At 62.8% G+C, this 17,204-nt stretch carries 17 protein-coding genes; 11 read left to right on the top strand and 6 right to left on the bottom strand.

The genetic code is table 11. From position 1 onward, the window contains the following. The first annotated feature begins 16 nt into the window (after positions 1-16). Both QQL76_RS05615 and bmt read left to right on the top strand, forming a co-directional pair. The gene (locus QQL76_RS05615; protein ID WP_499206732.1) at positions 17-1,063 is read left to right on the top strand and encodes a type 2 periplasmic-binding domain-containing protein; all 1,047 of its coding nucleotides are present in this window, start codon (positions 17-19) and stop codon (positions 1,061-1,063) included. 84 nt (positions 1,064-1,147) lie between these two features. After that, positions 1,148-2,167: a betaine--homocysteine S-methyltransferase gene (gene bmt, locus QQL76_RS05610; protein WP_126009707.1), complete on the top strand. Its 1,020-nt coding sequence runs from the start codon at positions 1,148-1,150 to the stop codon at positions 2,165-2,167. A 258-nt stretch (positions 2,168-2,425) separates the two neighbouring features. On the opposite strand, the gene QQL76_RS05605 is transcribed toward bmt, so the two are convergent. Beyond that, positions 2,426-3,997: a trimethylamine methyltransferase family protein gene (locus tag QQL76_RS05605; protein ID WP_499207123.1), complete on the bottom strand. Its 1,572-nt coding sequence runs from the start codon at positions 3,995-3,997 to the stop codon at positions 2,426-2,428. 306 nt (positions 3,998-4,303) lie between these two features. On the opposite strand from QQL76_RS05605, the gene QQL76_RS05600 reads away from it, so the two are divergent. After that, positions 4,304-5,002 carry a corrinoid protein gene (locus QQL76_RS05600; protein WP_126009705.1) on the top strand — a complete coding sequence of 233 codons (699 nt, stop codon included), beginning with the start codon at positions 4,304-4,306 and terminating at the stop codon, positions 5,000-5,002. A gap of 94 nt (positions 5,003-5,096) precedes the next feature. On the opposite strand, the gene QQL76_RS05595 is transcribed toward QQL76_RS05600, so the two are convergent. Continuing rightward, entirely contained in the window at positions 5,097-5,258 is a 162-nt protein-coding gene (locus tag QQL76_RS05595; protein ID WP_126009703.1) for an entericidin domain-containing protein, read from the bottom strand. A 70-nt stretch (positions 5,259-5,328) separates the two neighbouring features. Here QQL76_RS05595 and QQL76_RS05590 point away from each other — a divergent pair, with 70 nt between their 5' ends. From QQL76_RS05590 to QQL76_RS05565, 6 genes are all read left to right on the top strand, one after another. Then, positions 5,329-5,952: a DUF1638 domain-containing protein gene (locus tag QQL76_RS05590; RefSeq protein WP_499206731.1), complete on the top strand. Its 624-nt coding sequence runs from the start codon at positions 5,329-5,331 to the stop codon at positions 5,950-5,952. 73 nt (positions 5,953-6,025) lie between these two features. Further along, positions 6,026-6,337 carry a virulence factor gene (locus tag QQL76_RS05585; RefSeq protein WP_499206730.1) on the top strand — a complete coding sequence of 104 codons (312 nt, stop codon included), beginning with the start codon at positions 6,026-6,028 and terminating at the stop codon, positions 6,335-6,337. Positions 6,338-6,377: 40 nt separating this feature from the next. Beyond that, entirely contained in the window at positions 6,378-7,283 is a 906-nt protein-coding gene (locus QQL76_RS05580) for a methylenetetrahydrofolate reductase (RefSeq protein ID WP_499206729.1), read from the top strand. 49 nt (positions 7,284-7,332) lie between these two features. Then, positions 7,333-8,289, top strand: coding sequence for a methyltetrahydrofolate cobalamin methyltransferase (locus QQL76_RS05575; protein ID WP_499206728.1), 957 nt, complete (start codon positions 7,333-7,335; stop codon positions 8,287-8,289). A gap of 79 nt (positions 8,290-8,368) precedes the next feature. Further along, entirely contained in the window at positions 8,369-8,740 is a 372-nt protein-coding gene (locus tag QQL76_RS05570) for a hypothetical protein (protein WP_404864337.1), read from the top strand. A 35-nt stretch (positions 8,741-8,775) separates the two neighbouring features. Next, the gene (locus tag QQL76_RS05565; RefSeq protein WP_499207122.1) at positions 8,776-10,797 is read left to right on the top strand and encodes an ASKHA domain-containing protein; all 2,022 of its coding nucleotides are present in this window, start codon (positions 8,776-8,778) and stop codon (positions 10,795-10,797) included. A 6-nt stretch (positions 10,798-10,803) separates the two neighbouring features. On the opposite strand, the gene QQL76_RS05560 is transcribed toward QQL76_RS05565, so the two are convergent. Further along, positions 10,804-11,697 (bottom strand): LysR family transcription regulator, encoded by an 894-nt coding sequence (locus QQL76_RS05560; protein WP_499206727.1) that lies wholly within the window; start codon positions 11,695-11,697, stop codon positions 10,804-10,806. 119 nt (positions 11,698-11,816) lie between these two features. Here QQL76_RS05560 and QQL76_RS05555 point away from each other — a divergent pair, with 119 nt between their 5' ends. Further along, a complete protein-coding gene (locus tag QQL76_RS05555) occupies positions 11,817-12,020 on the top strand; it encodes a hypothetical protein (RefSeq protein WP_404864335.1) in 204 nt (67 codons plus the stop codon). Positions 12,021-12,167: 147 nt separating this feature from the next. After that, entirely contained in the window at positions 12,168-13,172 is a 1,005-nt protein-coding gene (locus QQL76_RS05550; RefSeq protein ID WP_126009688.1) for a GlxA family transcriptional regulator, read from the top strand. 48 nt (positions 13,173-13,220) lie between these two features. Here QQL76_RS05550 and secD read toward each other — a convergent pair whose 3' ends face one another. From secD to QQL76_RS05535, 3 genes are all read right to left on the bottom strand, one after another. Next, the gene (secD, locus tag QQL76_RS05545) at positions 13,221-15,728 is read right to left on the bottom strand and encodes a protein translocase subunit SecD/SecF (RefSeq protein WP_499206726.1); all 2,508 of its coding nucleotides are present in this window, start codon (positions 15,726-15,728) and stop codon (positions 13,221-13,223) included. 73 nt (positions 15,729-15,801) lie between these two features. Next, on the bottom strand, positions 15,802-16,203 hold the full coding sequence (locus QQL76_RS05540) for a hypothetical protein (protein ID WP_499206725.1): 402 nt from the start codon (positions 16,201-16,203) through the stop codon (positions 15,802-15,804). A 73-nt stretch (positions 16,204-16,276) separates the two neighbouring features. After that, entirely contained in the window at positions 16,277-17,176 is a 900-nt protein-coding gene (locus tag QQL76_RS05535; RefSeq protein WP_499206724.1) for a DUF1194 domain-containing protein, read from the bottom strand. Positions 17,177-17,204: the final 28 nt, after the last annotated feature.

The raw sequence follows: 17,204 nt of genomic DNA, 5'->3' as shown, positions 1-17,204 counted from the left end.
GGTAGAAAATGATCCAATGAGACATCTGCGACTGTCCCTGGCCCTGACGGCACTTCTCGGCCCCACGCTTTCCGTGCACGCACAGGAGAACGGGGAACCGACCGGTGAGGCGCCGCCGAGCGCCGTCTGCGGCGAGGTGTCGATCGCCGAGCTCAACTGGCCCTCTGCCGCTTTCTTTGCCCATCTCGATGCGATCATTCTCGGTGAAGGCTATGGCTGCGACATCAGCCTGATCAAGGGCGACACACTGTCGACGCTGACCAGCATGGTCGAGGACGGCTCGCCCGATATCTCCCCGGAAACGTGGATCAATTCGGCCCGCGATATGCTGGATGAAGCCGTAGCATCGCGCGACCTGCACTATATGGCGCCGGCATTTGCCGATGGCGGCGTCGAAGGCTGGTGGATCCCTGCCTATGTCGCCGAGGCCCATCCCGACATCAAGACAGTCGCCGACGCGCTAAAGCGCCCCGATCTCTTCCCCTCGCCCGACAATGACGGCATGGGTGCAGTCCACACCTGCCCGGAAGGCTGGAGCTGCGAAGTCACGACGGCCAATCTGTTTCAGGCCTATCAGGCTTCCGACAAGGGCTTCGAACTGCTGCCGTCGGACAATGGCGATGCGTTGGAAGCGTCGATCGCCGAAGCCTTCGCCGAACAGCGCGGCTGGCTCGGATATTACTGGGCGCCCACGGCGGCACTCGGGCGCTATGATATGGTGAAGCTGAATTTCGATGCGCCCTACAACGATGCCGAATGGCATGGCTGTACGACCGATCCGGAATGCCCGGCACCGCGCATCACATCCTGGCCGCGCTCGGAGGTCTACACGGTCGTCACCGACCAGTTCATGCGGCGCGGCAATGGCGCTCTCAACTACTTGCGCACGCGCTCGCTCGGCAACGAGGTCTTGAGCAACGTGCTCGCCTACATGGCCGACAACGATCTCGACGGCGAGGCAACCGCAACGGCCTTTTTGCGCGAGAATGAGGCGATCTGGGCGGATTGGGTCAGCCCGGAAGCGAAAGCCAGGATCGACGCGTCGCTCTCAAAGGCCGATTAGCATCGCGCCGAGATTGACGATTGCAATGACATAAAGACATCTTTATATCGTTACATGTCTTTCGCAAATCGTCAGGATGTCTCCATGCCCGTTGCCAACCCGCTCGCCGATCTCATCGCTGAAAAAGGCGTTCTGCTCGCCGACGGCGCAACCGGCACCAATCTCTTCGCCATGGGCCTGGAAGCAGGAGACGCGCCTGAGCTGTGGAACGAGGACCAGCCGGAGAAGATCCGGAAGCTGCACCGCGACTTCGTCGATGCCGGCTCTGATATCATTCTTACCAATTCTTTCGGCGGCACCCGCCACCGTCTCAAGCTGCACCACGCCCAGGACCGGGTGTTCGACCTGAACAAGCGTGCCGCCGAAATCGCGCGCGAAATCGCCGATGCGGCTCCGCGCAAGGTGATCGTTGCCGGTTCGGTGGGCCCGACAGGCGAACTTCTGATTCCGCTCGGCGCGCTGTCCTATGAGGCGGCCGTCGAAGCCTTCGTCGAGCAGATGGAAGGCCTGAAAGCTGGCGGCGCCGATGTCGCGTGGATCGAGACCATGTCGTCGGGCGACGAGATCAAGGCTGCCTGCGAGGCTGCCAACAAGGTCGGCATGCCCTACACCTACACGGCCTCCTTCGACACGGCCGGCAAGACGATGATGGGCATCCACCCCAAGGACATCCACGGCCTCGAAGGCGATGTCAGCGAAAAGCCCGTTGCCGTCGGAGCCAATTGCGGCGTCGGCGCATCCGATATCCTGTCGTCCCTGCTCGACATGACAGCCGCCAAGCCCGGCGCCGCGATCATCGTCAAAGGCAATTGCGGCATCCCGGAATTCCGCGGCTCGGAAATCTATTACTCGGGCACGCCGCCTCTGATGGCCGAATACGCCAGACTGGCCGTCGACGCCGGCGCCACAATCATCGGCGGCTGCTGCGGCACGGCCTGTGATCACCTGAAGGCGATGCGCGAGGCGATCGACACCCATAAGAAGGGCGAGAAGCCGAGCCTGGAAGCGATCGTGGAAAAGGTCGGCCCGTTCCGCAACAAGACAGCAGGCACCGGCGAAGACACGCCCCAGCGCGAACGCCGCGGCGGCCGCCGCAAGGGCTAAGTGGCGAAGGCCATAGATCCTGCCACGCCCTCGTGGTTCGACGGGCTCACCATGAGGGCTGAGGGAGTGATCGAACACAAACGGTGAACGCGCGAAGCCTGGATGCATTCCCTCCTCATCCTGAGCCTGTCGAAGGACGAGGCCCCGATGCTGCGTTTCCCGCTGAGTTCACCCCTGCATCAAGGATCGCCAGACGGCTTTGTGGATCAGATGACTGACGGTTTCGCGACCACCTTGCTCCCTGGCAACGGGAGCCTTTCAGGTGAAGGCATCGGGCATCGATTCCTTGCGCTGGCGGACGAAGGCGAGCAGCGCCTCGTCGATGCCGGCGTCGAGCTCGGGCGCCTGATAGTTCTGGAGCCACGACCGGCAGAGCGCATTGGCGCGCGTTTCGATGCGCTTTTCGCCTTCCGCCAGCCATTGCTCGTAGGAATTGTTGTCGGCCAGGTTCGATCGATAGAACGCGGTCTGGAAATTGGCTTGGGTATGTGCGCAGCCGAGATAGTGGCTGCCTGGGCCCACCTCGCGAATGGCATCCATCGCCTGGCCGCTCTCTGTCAGATCGACACCTTCCGCCATGCGCTGCATCATGCCGAGCTGGTCGATGTCGATCATGAACTTCTCGTAGGACGAGACGAGCCCGCCCTCGAGCCATCCGGCGGCGTGGAGCACGAAATTGGTGCCGGCCAGAAGCGTCGTGTTCAAGGTATTCGCGCTTTCATGCGCAGCCTGCGCATCGGCGACCTTGGAACCGCAGAGCGAACCGCCGGTGCGGAACGGCAGATTGAGCCTGCGCGCCAGTTGGGCCGCACCGTAGGAGACGAGCGACGGTTCCGGCGTTCCGAATGTGGGCGCACCGGACTGCATCGAGATGGACGCGGCGAACGTTCCGAACACGACGGGCGCGCCCGGCCTGATCATTTGCGTGAAAGCGGCACCGGCGAGAACTTCGGCCAGAACCTGCGTCAGCGTGCCGGCAACGGTCACGGGGCTCATGGCGCCGGCCAGGATGAACGGCGAGATGACCGTCGCCTGGTTGTTGCGCGCGTAGACCTTAGCGGCACCGAGCATCGTCTCGTCGAAGACCATCGGCGAGTTGGCGTTGATCAGATTGATGACGACGCAGTTCTGATCGACGAAATCCGCGCCGAACAGGATCTTGCACATCTCGACCGTGTCTTCCGCCCGTTCGGGCGCCGTGACCGATCCCATGAAGGGTTTGTCGGAATAGCGGATATGGCTGTAGACCATGTCCAGATGGCGCTTGTTGACCGGAATATCGACCGGTTCGCATACCGTTCCGCCCGAATGGTGCAGCGCCGGCGCCATATAGGTCAGCTTCACGAAGTTGCGGAAATCCTCGATCGTCGCATAGCGACGGACACCTTCGAGATCCCGCACGAAGGGCGGGCCGTAGACCGGTGCGAAAACGGTGGCCTTGCCGCCGATCTGGACCGAGCGCGCGCCGTTGCGGGCATGCTGCGTGAAGGTGGAGGGCGCCGTCTTCAGCAGTTCACGGCACAGGCCCTTGGGAAAATGCACCCGCTCGCCGCGGATTTCGCATCCGGCATCCTTCCAGAGCGCGAGCGCTTCCGCGTCGTCGCGAAACTCGATGCCGACTTCCTCGAGCACGATATCGGCGTTCGATTCGATGAGCGCGAGCCCTTCCTCGTCGAGCACCTCGTATTCGCGGATGCGCCGCTGGATGTATGGGCTGGAGGCACCCGGGCCGCCGCCGGAGCGCATAGCGCGTCGGGCCGCAGCACCTCGTCCCTCGCCGCGCCCGCGCCGGGAAGGAGCCGCGGCATCCTCCGCGCCCGTGCTGCCCATGTCGCCCAGAGGCGCTTCGCTCGACTGGTCCATGACCGGAAGACCCTTGCTCTATCGTATCGCTATGACGGACTGTCCGCCCTGCGGTTGGCGCGATGCTATCCACTTGGCCAGGTGCTGCATGTGCAGACTGCGCCAAGCAATGGCGTTTTGAAGACATTCGGGAACGGCACACCCCGTCGCATTTCGCACGGCGCCATGTCGCTCTTGAGGAACCGGATTTTGACCTTTTCCGGCGATATCTGTACCGATCAATCCATGCGCGTCCAACGCGCATTCACGAGGTGAAGGGCCAAGGCTGTAGCAATGTCCGAAGATGATATCATCCTTTCCGAACTGGCCGACGACGAACTCGTGCTTCAGATGCACGACGATCTTTATGACGGCCTCAAGGAAGAAATCGAAGAAGCGACCCGCATCCTGCTCGATCGCGGCTGGCAGCCTTACGAGGTTCTGACGGAAGCGCTGGTCGAAGGCATGCGAATCGTCGGCGAAGACTTCCGCGACGGCATCCTGTTCGTTCCGGAAGTGCTGTTGTCGGCGAACGCCATGAAGGCGGGCATGTTCATTCTCCGCCCCTTGCTCGTCGAGACGGGCGCGCCGAAACTTGGCAAGATGGTCATCGGCACCGTCAAGGGCGACATCCACGACATCGGCAAGAACCTCGTCGGCATGATGATGGAAGGTGCGGGCTTCGACGTGATCGACCTCGGCATCAACAATCCGGTCGAAAACTATCTCGCGGCGATCGAAGAGCACCAGCCGGATATCGTCGGGATGTCGGCGCTTTTGACGACCACGATGCCCTACATGAAGGTCGTGATCGACACGATGAAGGAGAAGGGCATTCGCGACGACTTCGTCGTTCTCGTCGGCGGCGCGCCGCTGAACGAGGAGTTCGGCAAGGCTGTCGGCGCTGACGCTTATTGCCGGGATGCGGCAGTGGCTGTCGAAACTGCCAAGGAATACATGAAGCGCCGCCACAACCAGGCTCAGTCGGCCTGATACCGCCGGTCAGACTGAGAGACGCTCAATAAAAAAGGGCCGCACGGTGGAGCGGCCCTTGGCAAGCGAGGCCGGAGCGATCCGGCGCGTCATCTTAGTAGGTTGCAGCGGCGTCGACGTTGGCAGCAGCAGACTGCGTGGCGTCAACCGTGTTGGCCATGTCTGCACCGGCGCCGCGAATCGTGTTGCCACATGCGCTGAGCGAGAAGATCGCTACGAGAAGGATGGCTGCGCGGCCGAGTGTTTTGGAAGTCATTTTCTGTCCCTACTCTCAATGGGCGCCCCCGGCAGGGATGCGCGTCGGTTAAGCAATGACGCAGAAACGCATGAAAGTCGAAAAGGTTCATTTGATTGCGTGCGGGGCGCTCGCTCGTGAGATTATGGTTATCCGCGAGCAATCGGGGCTGACGCATCTCGATGTCCATTGCCTTCCGGCCATCTGGCACAATCATCCGGAAAAGATCGCGCCGGGCGTCAAAGATGCCATCAACAAGGCTCGGAAGGCCGGCTTTACACGCATCTTCGTGGCCTATGCCGATTGCGGCACGGGTGGCGCATTGGACAAGGTGCTCGCGGAAGAAGGCGTGGCGCGGATCGCAGGCCCCCATTGCTATGCATTCTTCGTTGGTAATGCAGTGTTCGAAGCCCGCGGCGACGAGGATATGACCTCGTTTTTCCTGACGGATTTTCTGGCTCGGCAATTCAAGGCGTTTGTCATCGAGCCGTTGGGGCTCGATTGCCACCCGGAGTTGCGCGACGTCTATTTCGGTCATTACGAGAAGATCGTCTATCTCGCCCAGACCGACGACGCCGAGCTCGATGGGAAAGCCCGGGAGGCTGCCGACCGGCTTGGACTTTCCTATGAGCGGCGTCTGACGGGCTATGGCGAGCTTGCCGATGCCGTGCTGGCGGCCGGCGCACCGCCACAATTTGCGTCACGTCGCATTTGATCCATTGCGACGTCGCGGGGCAGCCAGCGGCACACCCGATTCCCAATCACAGTCAATTTCAAGGAGCATACGCATGGCCGACCGCATCGTCGTCTACTGGCGCGACATCCCGGCGCAAGTCATCGTGAAAAAGGGCCGCACGGCCGCAAAACGCGAACTTTCGCTGCGATTTACCGAGGCCATCGACATGTGTGCGATGCGCTCGGGCGCCCATGGCACGGACGATTACCTTGCCGATTGGCGCAAGGGCGACCCGCAAGCCGTCTCCGACGATCTCGAAGCCGAGGCGGACAAGGCCGCGGCCGAGCTGGAAGAACTGTACACACGAGAGCGGCTGGTCGCTCTCGTCAAATCGGGCGGATCGGAAAGCGATACGGCTTCTTGAAGAGCCGATCGACCGCAGCCGCTGGAATAGGGAAAGCAGCATGAACGCGGTCATCGGATTGAAGCAGCATCAAAGCACCCATATCGCCGCCTCGATCGAAGTGGCACCGAAGCAGGCCATCGAATCCGACGATCTGCCCGGCCTCTTTCCGCAAGGCACCCGCGTCTACATCACCGACATCGGCACCGCGACCGGTGAAATGGTCGCCGCCGCAACCCGTATTCGCGGCCTCGGCTATGAACCCGTCCCGCATTTTGCCTGCCGGCGCCTCACCACCCGCGCGGCCCTGACCGATCGTGTGGAGCGCCTCGCGGGTGATGCTGGCGTCAGGGATGCGCTCATCATCGGCGGTGGACTGGAACGTCAGGCCGGGGAGTTCTCCTCGACCATGGAAGTTCTTGAGACCGGTCTCTTCGATCGCTTCGGCTTCACCGATCTCGGCGTTGCAGGCCACCCCGAGGGCAGTCCCGAATTCAACGAGGAAGTGGCTCTGCACGCGCTGCGCCTGAAGAAATCCTTCGCTGAGCGGACCGGCGCGCGCATGCGCATCGTGACCCAGTTCGGCTTCGATGCGGAACGCTTCATCGACTGGAGCGAAGGCCTGCGAACGGAAGGCATCGACCTTCCCGTGCATCTCGGTGTCGCCGGACCCGCCAAGATCACGACGCTGATCAAATACGCCGCCCTTTGCGGCATCGGCAATTCGGTGACGTTCCTCAAGAAGAATGCGCTGGCGCTGACGGCACTCGCCACCAGCCACTCACCGGAAACGGTCGTGGGGCCGATCGAGCGGCATGTTGCGGCCACGCCGCACTCGGCGATCAAGCAGATTCACGTCTTTCCCTTCGGCGGCCTGAAAAAGTCGGCAGAGTGGCTTGAACAACGCGGCTCTTGGGATATAAAGACATCTTTATATCCTTCTATGCCTCTGACAGCGGAACGTTGATTCCGATCTTTCGCTAATCAGACGGCGCAGGCCCGACCGAGGAGCTTCCATGTCGCGCACCATCATCGCATCGGCAACCCGTGAGATCGTCATGGGCTTCGACCAGCCCTTCTGCGTGATCGGCGAACGCATCAACCCGACCGGCCGCAAGAAGCTCGCGACCGAGATGGTTGCGGGCAATTTCGAGACCGTCATCAAGGACGCGCTGGAACAGGTCGCCGCGGGCGCCACGATGCTCGACGTGAATGCCGGCGTCACGGCAGTCGATCCGAACGCGACGGAGCCGGACCTGCTCGTCCAGACGCTGCAGATCGTGCAGGATCTGGTCGACGTGCCGCTGTCGATCGACAGTTCCGTCACCGCCGCCATCGAGGCCGGCCTCAAGGTCGCCAAGGGCCGTCCCCTGGTCAATTCCGTGACGGGCGAAGACGAGAAGCTGGAAGCGATCCTGCCGCTGATCAAGAAATACGACGTCCCGGTCGTCGCCATTTCCAACGACGAAACAGGCATCTCGGAAGATCCGGACGTGCGTTTCGCCGTCGCCAAGAAAATTGTCGAGCGCGCGGCCGATTACGGCATCAAGGCGCACGACATCGTCGTCGATCCGCTTGTCATGCCGATCGGCGCCATGGGCACGGCGGGTCTGCAGGTCTTCAAGCTTGTTCGGCGGCTGCGCGAAGAGCTTGGCGTCAACACGACCTGCGGCCTGTCCAACGTGTCCTTCGGCCTGCCGCACCGTCACGGCATCAACGCCGCCTTCATTCCCATGGTCATCGCGTCCGGCATGACCTCGGCCATCATGAACCCCTGCCGTCCGCAGGAGATGGAAATGGTGCGCGCCGCCAATGTTTTGAATTCCACCGATGCCAATTGCTACAACTGGATCATGAAATATCGCGATCACACGCCGTCGGCCGCTGCCGACGCGGCTTCGGCGGGCAACACAGCCGCGGCTTCGTCGGGCGGCCGGCGCCGTGGTGGCCGTGCAGCCCGCATGGGAAGCTGATACTCTTCTTTTGCTCTGGGAGGAGCTTTAACCGCTTTCGGCCATTGTCGATGTGCCAAGAAAACAGGATCCCTCCCCGATGACGCGTTCTCGCTCGCGCAAGACACCCGCAGTTCCGGTCGGTGCCCATGCCGATCTCGCCACGCTTGCGTTCACCGCACCGTTCGTCATCGCGTCGCGCATGACGGGCATGTGGCTGAACGTGCTGTCGCCCACGGCCAAGGGCGACCGCGAAAACTCCATGATGGTCAACGAAAAGGTGCTCGCCGGCTTTGAAAGCATCGCGGCGATGAACCTGTCGATCGCCAAGCAGATGACGGATGCCGCGATGGCACCCCTTTCGGGCATGACGCCGCGCCAGTTCGACCCGCAGCTGGTGTTTGCCGCATCGCTTCGACCCTACGCCAAGCGCGTCACCTCGAACGCGCGGAGACTGAGCAGGAAATCGTGAACGCACACGCAAAGCCCGACCACCTCGTTCTCTTCATGCCCTCCGGCCGTCGCGGGCGTTTTGCGCCCGGCACGCCGGTGCTGGAGGCCGCGCGTGAGCTCGGGGTCTATGTCGAAAGCGTGTGCGGCGGTCGCGGCATTTGCGGCCGTTGCCAGGTGGAGGTGCAGGAAGGCCGGTTTGCCAAGCACGGCATCACTTCGTCCGTCGATCACATCTCGGCCTTCTCGCCGAAGGAAGAGCGCTACGCCGAAAAGCGTGACCTGAAGGAAGGCCGCCGCCTTTCCTGTTCGGCGACGATTCAGGGCGATCTGGTGGTCGACGTTCCGCAGGACGTGGCGATCAACGCCCAGGTCGTGCGCAAGGATTCAGACGGTCGCGTCATCGAGCGCAATCCGGCGATCCACATGTGCTATGTCGAGGTCGAAGAGCCGGATATGCACAAGCCGCTCGGCGACCTCGACAGGTTGAAGGTCGCACTGGAGCGCGACTGGGGGATCAAGGATCCTGACGTCGATACCCATCTGCTTGCAACCGTCCAGAAGACCCTGCGTGAAGGCAACTGGACCGTCACGGCTGCGATCCACCGTGACCAGCCCACCGATCGACCGCGCATCATCGCCATCTATCCGGGCCTCAAGAACGAAGCCTACGGCATCGCCTGCGACATCGGCTCGACGACGATTGCGATGCATCTCTCCTCGCTGCTTTCGGGCCGCACGGTGGCGTCGGCAGGCGCTTCCAACCCGCAGATCCGCTTCGGCGAAGACCTGATGAGCCGCGTCTCCTACGTCATGATGAACCCCGAAGGCCGGGAAGCGATGACGTCGGCCGTGCGCCAGGCGCTCAACGAACTCATCGACAAGGTCTGCGCGGATGGCGGCATCGAGCGATCCGACATCCTCGATTCGGTCTTCGTCGGCAATCCGATCATGCACCACCTCTTTCTCGGCATCGACCCGACCGAACTCGGCGGGGCGCCGTTTGCGCTCGCCGTTTCGGGCGCCATCTCGATGAAGGCCTCCGAGGTCGACCTGCCGATGAATGTCGGCACGCGGGTCTACGTGCTGCCCTGCATCGCCGGCCATGTCGGCGCCGACGCGGCAGCCGCCACGCTGACCGAAGGCCCCCATCGCCAGGACGAGACCATGCTCCTCGTCGACATCGGCACCAATGCAGAAATCGTGCTCGGTTCTTCGGCTCGCGTCGTTGCAGCGTCCTCACCCACCGGCCCAGCCTTCGAAGGCGCTGAAATCTCCTGCGGCCAGCGTGCGGCGCCCGGCGCGATCGAGCGCGTGCGAATCGATCCGGAAACTCTGGAACCGCGCTTCCGTGTCATCGGCATTGACGCATGGTCCAACGAACCGTCCTTCACGGAGGGTGCAGGAAGCCACAAGATCACCGGCGTCTGCGGCTCCGGCATCATCGAAGTCATCGCCGAGATGTATCTCGCGGGCATCATCTCCGAAGACGGCGTCATCGACGGCGCGCTCGCCGAGAAGAGCCCGCGCATCGTCGAGAACGGCCGGACCTTCTCCTACGTGATCCAGGAGGCCGAACCGCGGCTTATGATCACCCAGACCGACGTGCGCGCGATCCAGCTAGCCAAGGCTGCACTCTATGCGGGCGTGAAGCTCTTGATGGACAAGCTCGCCATCACCGAGGTCGATCGCATCGGGCTTGCCGGCGCGTTCGGCTCGTTCATCGATCCGAAATACGCGATGGTGCTCGGCCTTGTGCCGGATTGCGATCTGGACAAGGTCAAGGCCGTTGGCAACGCTGCCGGTACCGGTGCTCGCATGGCCCTGCTCAACCGCGACCATCGCCGCGAGATCGAGCGGACAGTGACGGAGATCGAGAAGATCGAGACCGCGCTCGAGCCCAAGTTCCAGGACCATTTCGTCGCCGCCATGGCCCTGCCGAACAAGGTCGACCGCTTCCCGAAACTCAGCGCAGCCGTGACGATGCCACCGCGCAAGACGCTGGGTGATGCGGATGGCGACGACGGCGCAAGCCGCCGCCGCGGAGGTCGTGCCGGAGGACGCCGCCCACGCGGGTGACGCGTTTCACAGCTTCTCGTTCAGCGTCGCCAGCGTTGCCCGCAGATGGTCGGCTGCGGCGAGAACCGGGGCGGATGCGTTTGGCGCGACGACCATGATGATGTTGTAGGTGCCGAGCTCCGGCAGCCCGTCCTTGGCACTCAGACAGACCAGATCGTCGGCAACGAAGGATTTGGGCAGCGGCGCGATCGCCAGATCGGCGAGAATCGCGGAGCGTTGGCCGGCAGTGTGCGCGCTCATATAGGCGATCCGGTACTTGCGGCCCTCGCGACTCAGCGCGTCGAGCGCGCGCAGGCGCCAGGCGCACCCCTCTTCCCACATCGACACTGGCAGCGGTTCGCGCAGATGGGCCGAACCGCCACGTGCGCCGACCCACACGATGTTTTCGGTAAGCAGCACCTCAGAGCCCGCAGGCGTCTGCACGCTCGAACAGGTCATCAGCGTCAGGTCGAGCGTCCCCTCGTCGAGCCGCTTCTGCAGATTGCCGCTCTGGTCGATCACGACATCGACGGCGATTGCCGGATGGGTTTCGGCAAAACGCTTCAGCACATGGGGCAAGACCCGCTCGCCGTAATCGTCCGGCGAGCCCAAACGCACGACACCTGAAATATCCGGCGTGATGAACTTGGACACCGCCTCACGGTTGATCGCCAGCAACTGCCGCGCATAGCTGAGCAGGATTTCGCCATCGCCGGTCAGCGTGACGTTGCGCGCATCGCGGATGAACACCGGCCGCTTCAGCGTCTCTTCCAGCTTCTTGATCTGCATGGAAACCGCTGACGGGGTCCGGAAGACGGCATTGGCCGCCGCCGAGAAGCTCTTTGTCTCCGCAATTGCAACGAAGGTACGCAGAACATCGAGCTCAAGAGTTGGCAGTGGATGATTCAGCGGAGCGTTCATGATCAATTTCTCTTCACATAGAGATCACTTCATTTCGATTGATTGAACTCCAAGCCACGATCATAGTCAACATCAAGGGTCGCGACCTTTCGAATATTGAACCCGAAAGGAACCCAAAAATGGCCTATCATCATCAAAACGACGCCCTTGGCGGCGTCTCCGCCTGGATTTCATCCATCTTTGCCGACATCGGACGCCGGTGGGCCGACAAGCGAGAGCGAGCGCGAAAGGCGTGGATGCGGCACCTGACAGAGGTGGAGATTTCCCGTCTGCCGCCGGAAGTGCGCAAGGACATCGGTTGGCCGACGCGGCACTTCGACTGACATGATCGAACCGCCGTTTAGGGCGCACCTAAATTTCGAGGTGCGCCCGCTTCACAGCCATGGGGTGCTATGCCAAATTCTGCGGCGCAACGCCTGATGCGTCGTCGGCTGGCGAGCCGAGGCCGTCGGCCCCACTGGATTGCCGTCATGGCCAGCACACAGAGCCGCATCAAGCGGTCCATCGTCTTCTTTCTCGTTCCCGATTTCTCCATGCTGGCCTTCTCCACCGCGATCGAGCCGCTCAGAATCGCAAACCGCATGCTCGGTTACGAATGCTACCGCTGGCGCCTCGCCTCCACGGAGGGCCAGCCGGTCTGTGCCTCGAACGGCGTCGAGGTTGCCGTCAACACGTCGCTCGCCGATGAGCGGCGCCACATGACCGGCGAGATGAAGCCATCCATGGTGTTCGTGTGTGCGGGCGTGAACGTAGAAAAATTCAACAACAAGACGGTCAACGCCTGGCTGCGGGAGGAGTATCACCGCGGCATCGCCGTCGGTGGCCTATGCACCGGCGCCCACGTGCTTGCCAGTGCCGGCCTCCTTTCGGGCAAGCGCTGCGCCATCCATTGGGAAAACCTCCCGGGCTTTGCCGAGGCTTTTCCGAAGGCCGATGTGTACGCCGATCTCTACGAGGTCGATTCCAATCTCTACACCTGCGCGGGCGGCACCGCCGCGCTCGACATGATGATCAACCTAATCGGCGAAGATCACGACGATACGCTCGTCAATCGCATCTGCGAGCAGGCTCTGACAGACCGCGTGCGCTCGCCGCACGATCGGCAACGGCTGCCGCTTCGGGCACGCCTCGGTGTCCAGAACTCCAAGATCCTCTCGATCATCGAACTGATGGAGGCGAACCTCTCCGAGCCGCTCTCCCTGATCGAAATCGCGCGCTATGCCGGCCTTTCGCGACGCCAGATCGAGCGGTTGTTCCGCCATGAAATGGGCCGCTCGCCCGCCCGCTACTATCTGGAAATCCGGCTCGACCGCGCACGCCACCTGCTCGTGCAGTCCACCATGCCGGTCGTGGAAGTGGCCGTCGCATGCGGGTTCGTGTCGGCCTCGCATTTCTCCAAATGCTACCGCGAACTCTATGGCCGCTCGCCCCAGCAGGAGCGTGCGGATCGCAAGCTGCTCCTGAACGCAGCCTGACGGAAAATCGGGCGGCGTCATCTCGCACCGCCCGATGCCCATTGACGCCTACTCCGCAGGCAGCGGCACCGCATCAACCTGCCGTGCACGACGCCTGCCTGCCCAGTCACCCAGCAAGAGCAGGATCGGCGCGGCGATGAAGATGGACGATGTGGTGGCCACCACCACGCCGAACACCATCGGTATCGCGAAGTTTGCGACCGAATTGCCGCCCCAGATGGCCAGCGGAAGGATCGCCAGGAACGTGGTCAGCGAGGTGAACACGCAGCGCAGCAGCACCTGGTTGATCGACATGTCGATGACGTCGCGCAGCGGCATCTTCTTGTAGAGCCTGAGGTTCTCTCGCATCCGGTCGTAGACGACCACCTTGTCGTTCACCGAATAGCCGATGATCGTCAGCAGCGCGGCGATGGCCGTTAGATTGAAGTCAAGCCCCGTCAAAGCGAAGAAGCCGATGGTCTTCGTCGTGTCGAGCACGAGCGTCACGATCGCACCGACCGCGAAGTACCATTCGAACCGCCACCAGATGTAGACGAGCATGGCAAGGCTCGCGAGCACGACCGCGATCACACCGTTGCGGGCAAGCTCACCGCTCACCTTCGGTCCGACAACTTCGGTGCGCTCGACGCTCGAGCCCGGATCGAGCTCGGCCATCTTGGCACGCACTTGGTTGATGGCAGACGTCTGCGCCGCCTCCCCGCCTTCCTGCCGCGGCAGGCGCACGAGCACCGATTGGCCGTCACCCACCGTCTGGAGAGAGACTTCACCCAGTCCGAGCTCGCCGAGGCCCGACCGCAGAGCTGCAAGATCCATCGACTGCGATGTCGAGACCTCCGCCTGTATCCCGCCCGTGAAGTCGATGCCGTAGTTCAGGCCGGGCTTCATGAAGAGCACGATCGAGGCGATCGACAGGAAGATCGACATGCCGATGCCGAGATAGCGTGCCTTCATGAAGCGGAAATGCGTCTCGCGCGCCTTGAACCGGAATGGCGAGCGGATCGTCAGCGTCTTCAGCTTCCGCCGGCGAACCACCTCCGTCATGGCGATGCGCACGACGGCGACCGCCGTGAACATGGACAGCACGATCCCGATCAGCATCGTGACCGCAAAGCCGCGCACCGGCCCCGTTCCGAACATGAACAGGAGCAGCGTTGCGATCAGCGAGGTCACATTGGCGTCGACGATCGTCGAATAGGCACGGTTGAAGCCCTGGTCGAGCGCCGCGAAAGCGCTTTTGCCCCGTGCGGCCTCTTCCTTGATGCGTTCGTTGATCAGGATGTTCGCATCGACCGCGATGCCGATGCCGAGGATGATGCCGGCGAGACCGGGCAACGTCAGCGTCGCGCCGAGGAAGCCGAGCGCGCCGAGCGTGAGGATGACATTGAGCAGCAGAGCGCCGCTCGCAATCAGGCCCCAGCCGCCATAGAGCCCCACCATGAGGCCAACGACCAGCACGAAGCCTGCGATGCCGCTGATGATGCCCGTGCGAATAACATCCGCCCCGAGATCCGGCCCCACGGTGCGTTCTTCGATGACGGTCAGCGGTGCGGGCAGCGCACCGGCCCTCAGCAGCGCGGAAAGCACGACCGTGTCTTCCACCGTGAAGGAACCGCTGATCTGGCCGGAGCCGCCGGTGATCGGCTCGCGGATGACAGGAGCGCTCAGCACCTTGCCGTCAAGAACGATGGCGAAGGGCCGGCCGACATTCTTCTGGGTGATCTCCGCAAAGCGTTGCGTGCCGACGCTGTCGAAGCGGAAGGAGACGAGCGGTTCGTGCGTCCGCTGGTCGAAGCCGGCGCGGGCATCGACGAGCCGTTCGCCACTGAGCGCCACGCTGTCTTCGATCGGATAGGAATTGCCCTCCTCATCCTGAAGCGTGCTGATGCCTGGGCCGCTCTGCGAACCAGCGACCATGTGGAAGGACATCTGTGCGGTCGACCCGAGCAGTTCGCGCAGCCGTGTCGGATCCTGAAGGCCGGGCAACTGGACCATGATGCGGTCACTGCCGACGCGCTGGATTGTCGGCTCGGCGACGCCCACCTGGTCGACGCGCTGGCGCACGATCTCGAGGCTCTGGTCGATCGCCTGGTTGATGCGATCGTCAAGGCCCGCCTGGCTGAGTGTCAGGGTAAGCTGCGTTCCGTCGCGGGCGACGAGGATGTCGTTCGTCGGTGTGAAGCCGCCGGTCTGGACCGGGGTGGCGAGACCCGAGACGAGGGCTTCGACCCGGCCGGCCGTGTCGGCATCCGGTGTTTCGATCACGACAGCATCGCCCTGCAGCCGGGGCGTTATGCCGGAGACCTGTTCCTGGCGCAGCAGGCGGCGCGTTTCGTCCTGAAGCCAGGTCAGGCGGTCGTGTTTCAACGCCGGCGCATCGACTTCCAGAACGAGATGCGATCCGCCCTGAAGGTCGAGGCCGAGCGTGACGTGCTGGTTCTGCAGCCAGTTGGGAAGCATGCCGAGCTTGTTCGGCGGCACGAAATTGGGAAGCGCGGCGATTAACCCGCAGATGATGATCAGGGAATAGATGGCGAGTTGCCATTTGGGCGTACGCATGGATGGATCCTTGCATGCACCGTCATCGCCGCAGGGCAAATAGCCCGCAGCGAGATCGTTCGGTGCAATTCCGTCAAAGGGTGGCGGAGGTCAGGATCGTGGCAGGCGGCGCCCGCGCATCGGCGTGAGACGCAAGTCGGGGACGAATGACCGACGCAAGCATCGCTGCGCCGACCGCGTGGCGGAAAATCGCAGAATGCTGATCGGGCAGCGTGGCCGATGCAAGGTCGGGCGGAGAGCCGTCCTTGCCATGGTCGTTGCTGCGCGGCTGGATCGCGTAATGCGACGTAGCCAGCAGCGGGTCGAATTCAAAAGGTGTTCCCGGCGCTGCCTCGGAGCCCATGGCTGCGAGGCGGGGCAGCGGATCGATACGCGACTGCTCGACCGCAAGCAGCGAGAAGGCGAGCGCAAGCGTCGCTGCGAAAAACGCACCGACGGCAGTCGTCCAGCCCTGCTTGCGAGGAGTCTCGTTCATTTCAAACGTCGCGCTTCGTCGGAACACGCTTCACATAGCGCTTCGCGAGCCCGCTGCCAAGGAAGCACCTCACTCAGGGGACGCTCCATATCTGCCTGCGATCATTCCAGATCCGCTCGCCGATCAGACAATCGACGTCGCTGGCCGCCGGATTGGACGCCTGGGCAGGAATGACAGGCGGGACATCCCTCGCCTGCCGCAGGTTCGTGAATCCAACGGGATCGATCGGATCGCCGGGCATGGCGCCTGCGAGTTCCAGCACCAGCTTGCGCCGCACCGCCTGCGGAAATTCCTGCCAGGAGGTCACCGGGATGACGAAGGCACCGCCTCCGCCGATGACACACTCGGCGAAATAGCCATCGAGATTGTCGATCGCATAGCCCATCGTCTCGCCTGGCGCGTTGGTCATCAAGGGCAAGCCGTTGATGGTGATGCCTGCTTCGACCGCTCGATCACGGGCAAGTGTCACCGGAGCGCCCTGGTTGTTCGGCCCATCGCCGGAAATATCGATCACCTTGCGCAGGCCTTCGAACGCATTCTCGTCGAAGAGCTGCGACGAGAAGCTGATCGCTCCGGAAATGGACGTGCGGCGGAAATGGCGCGGTGTCCCGCGCTCCAGCGCATCGGCAAAGGCATGGGCGGCTTCGGCGCTGTCGATCAGCGTCCATGGGACGACGATTTCCTGCGAGCCCATGCCGGCCCATTCGACGTAGGTCACAGCGACGCGGCCGTAGCCGCCATAGATGATCGCCTCGATCACCTCTTCGGAGCGAAAGGCGCTCGCATAGCCATCGCGCTGGATGATCTGCTCTTCGAAATCCATCGACCAGGACGCGTCGACGGCGAGCACCAATTCGACATCGACGGTGTTGTCTTCCTGCGCGAGTGCAGGCGATGGGAGAACCGATCCAAGCGTGTGAAAACCGAGCGTCAGCGGAAGGGCCCACAACCAGCCTCTGATTGTGCCCGGCATGCCTTTCTGTGAGTGGACAGACAAGCGC

Source organism: Rhizobium albus, assembly GCA_030160035.1.
Lineage (GTDB): Bacteria > Pseudomonadota > Alphaproteobacteria > Rhizobiales > Rhizobiaceae > Georhizobium > Georhizobium albus.
Note: the sequence above shows the minus strand (reverse complement) of the source record. Positions and strands in the feature narration are given on the sequence as shown.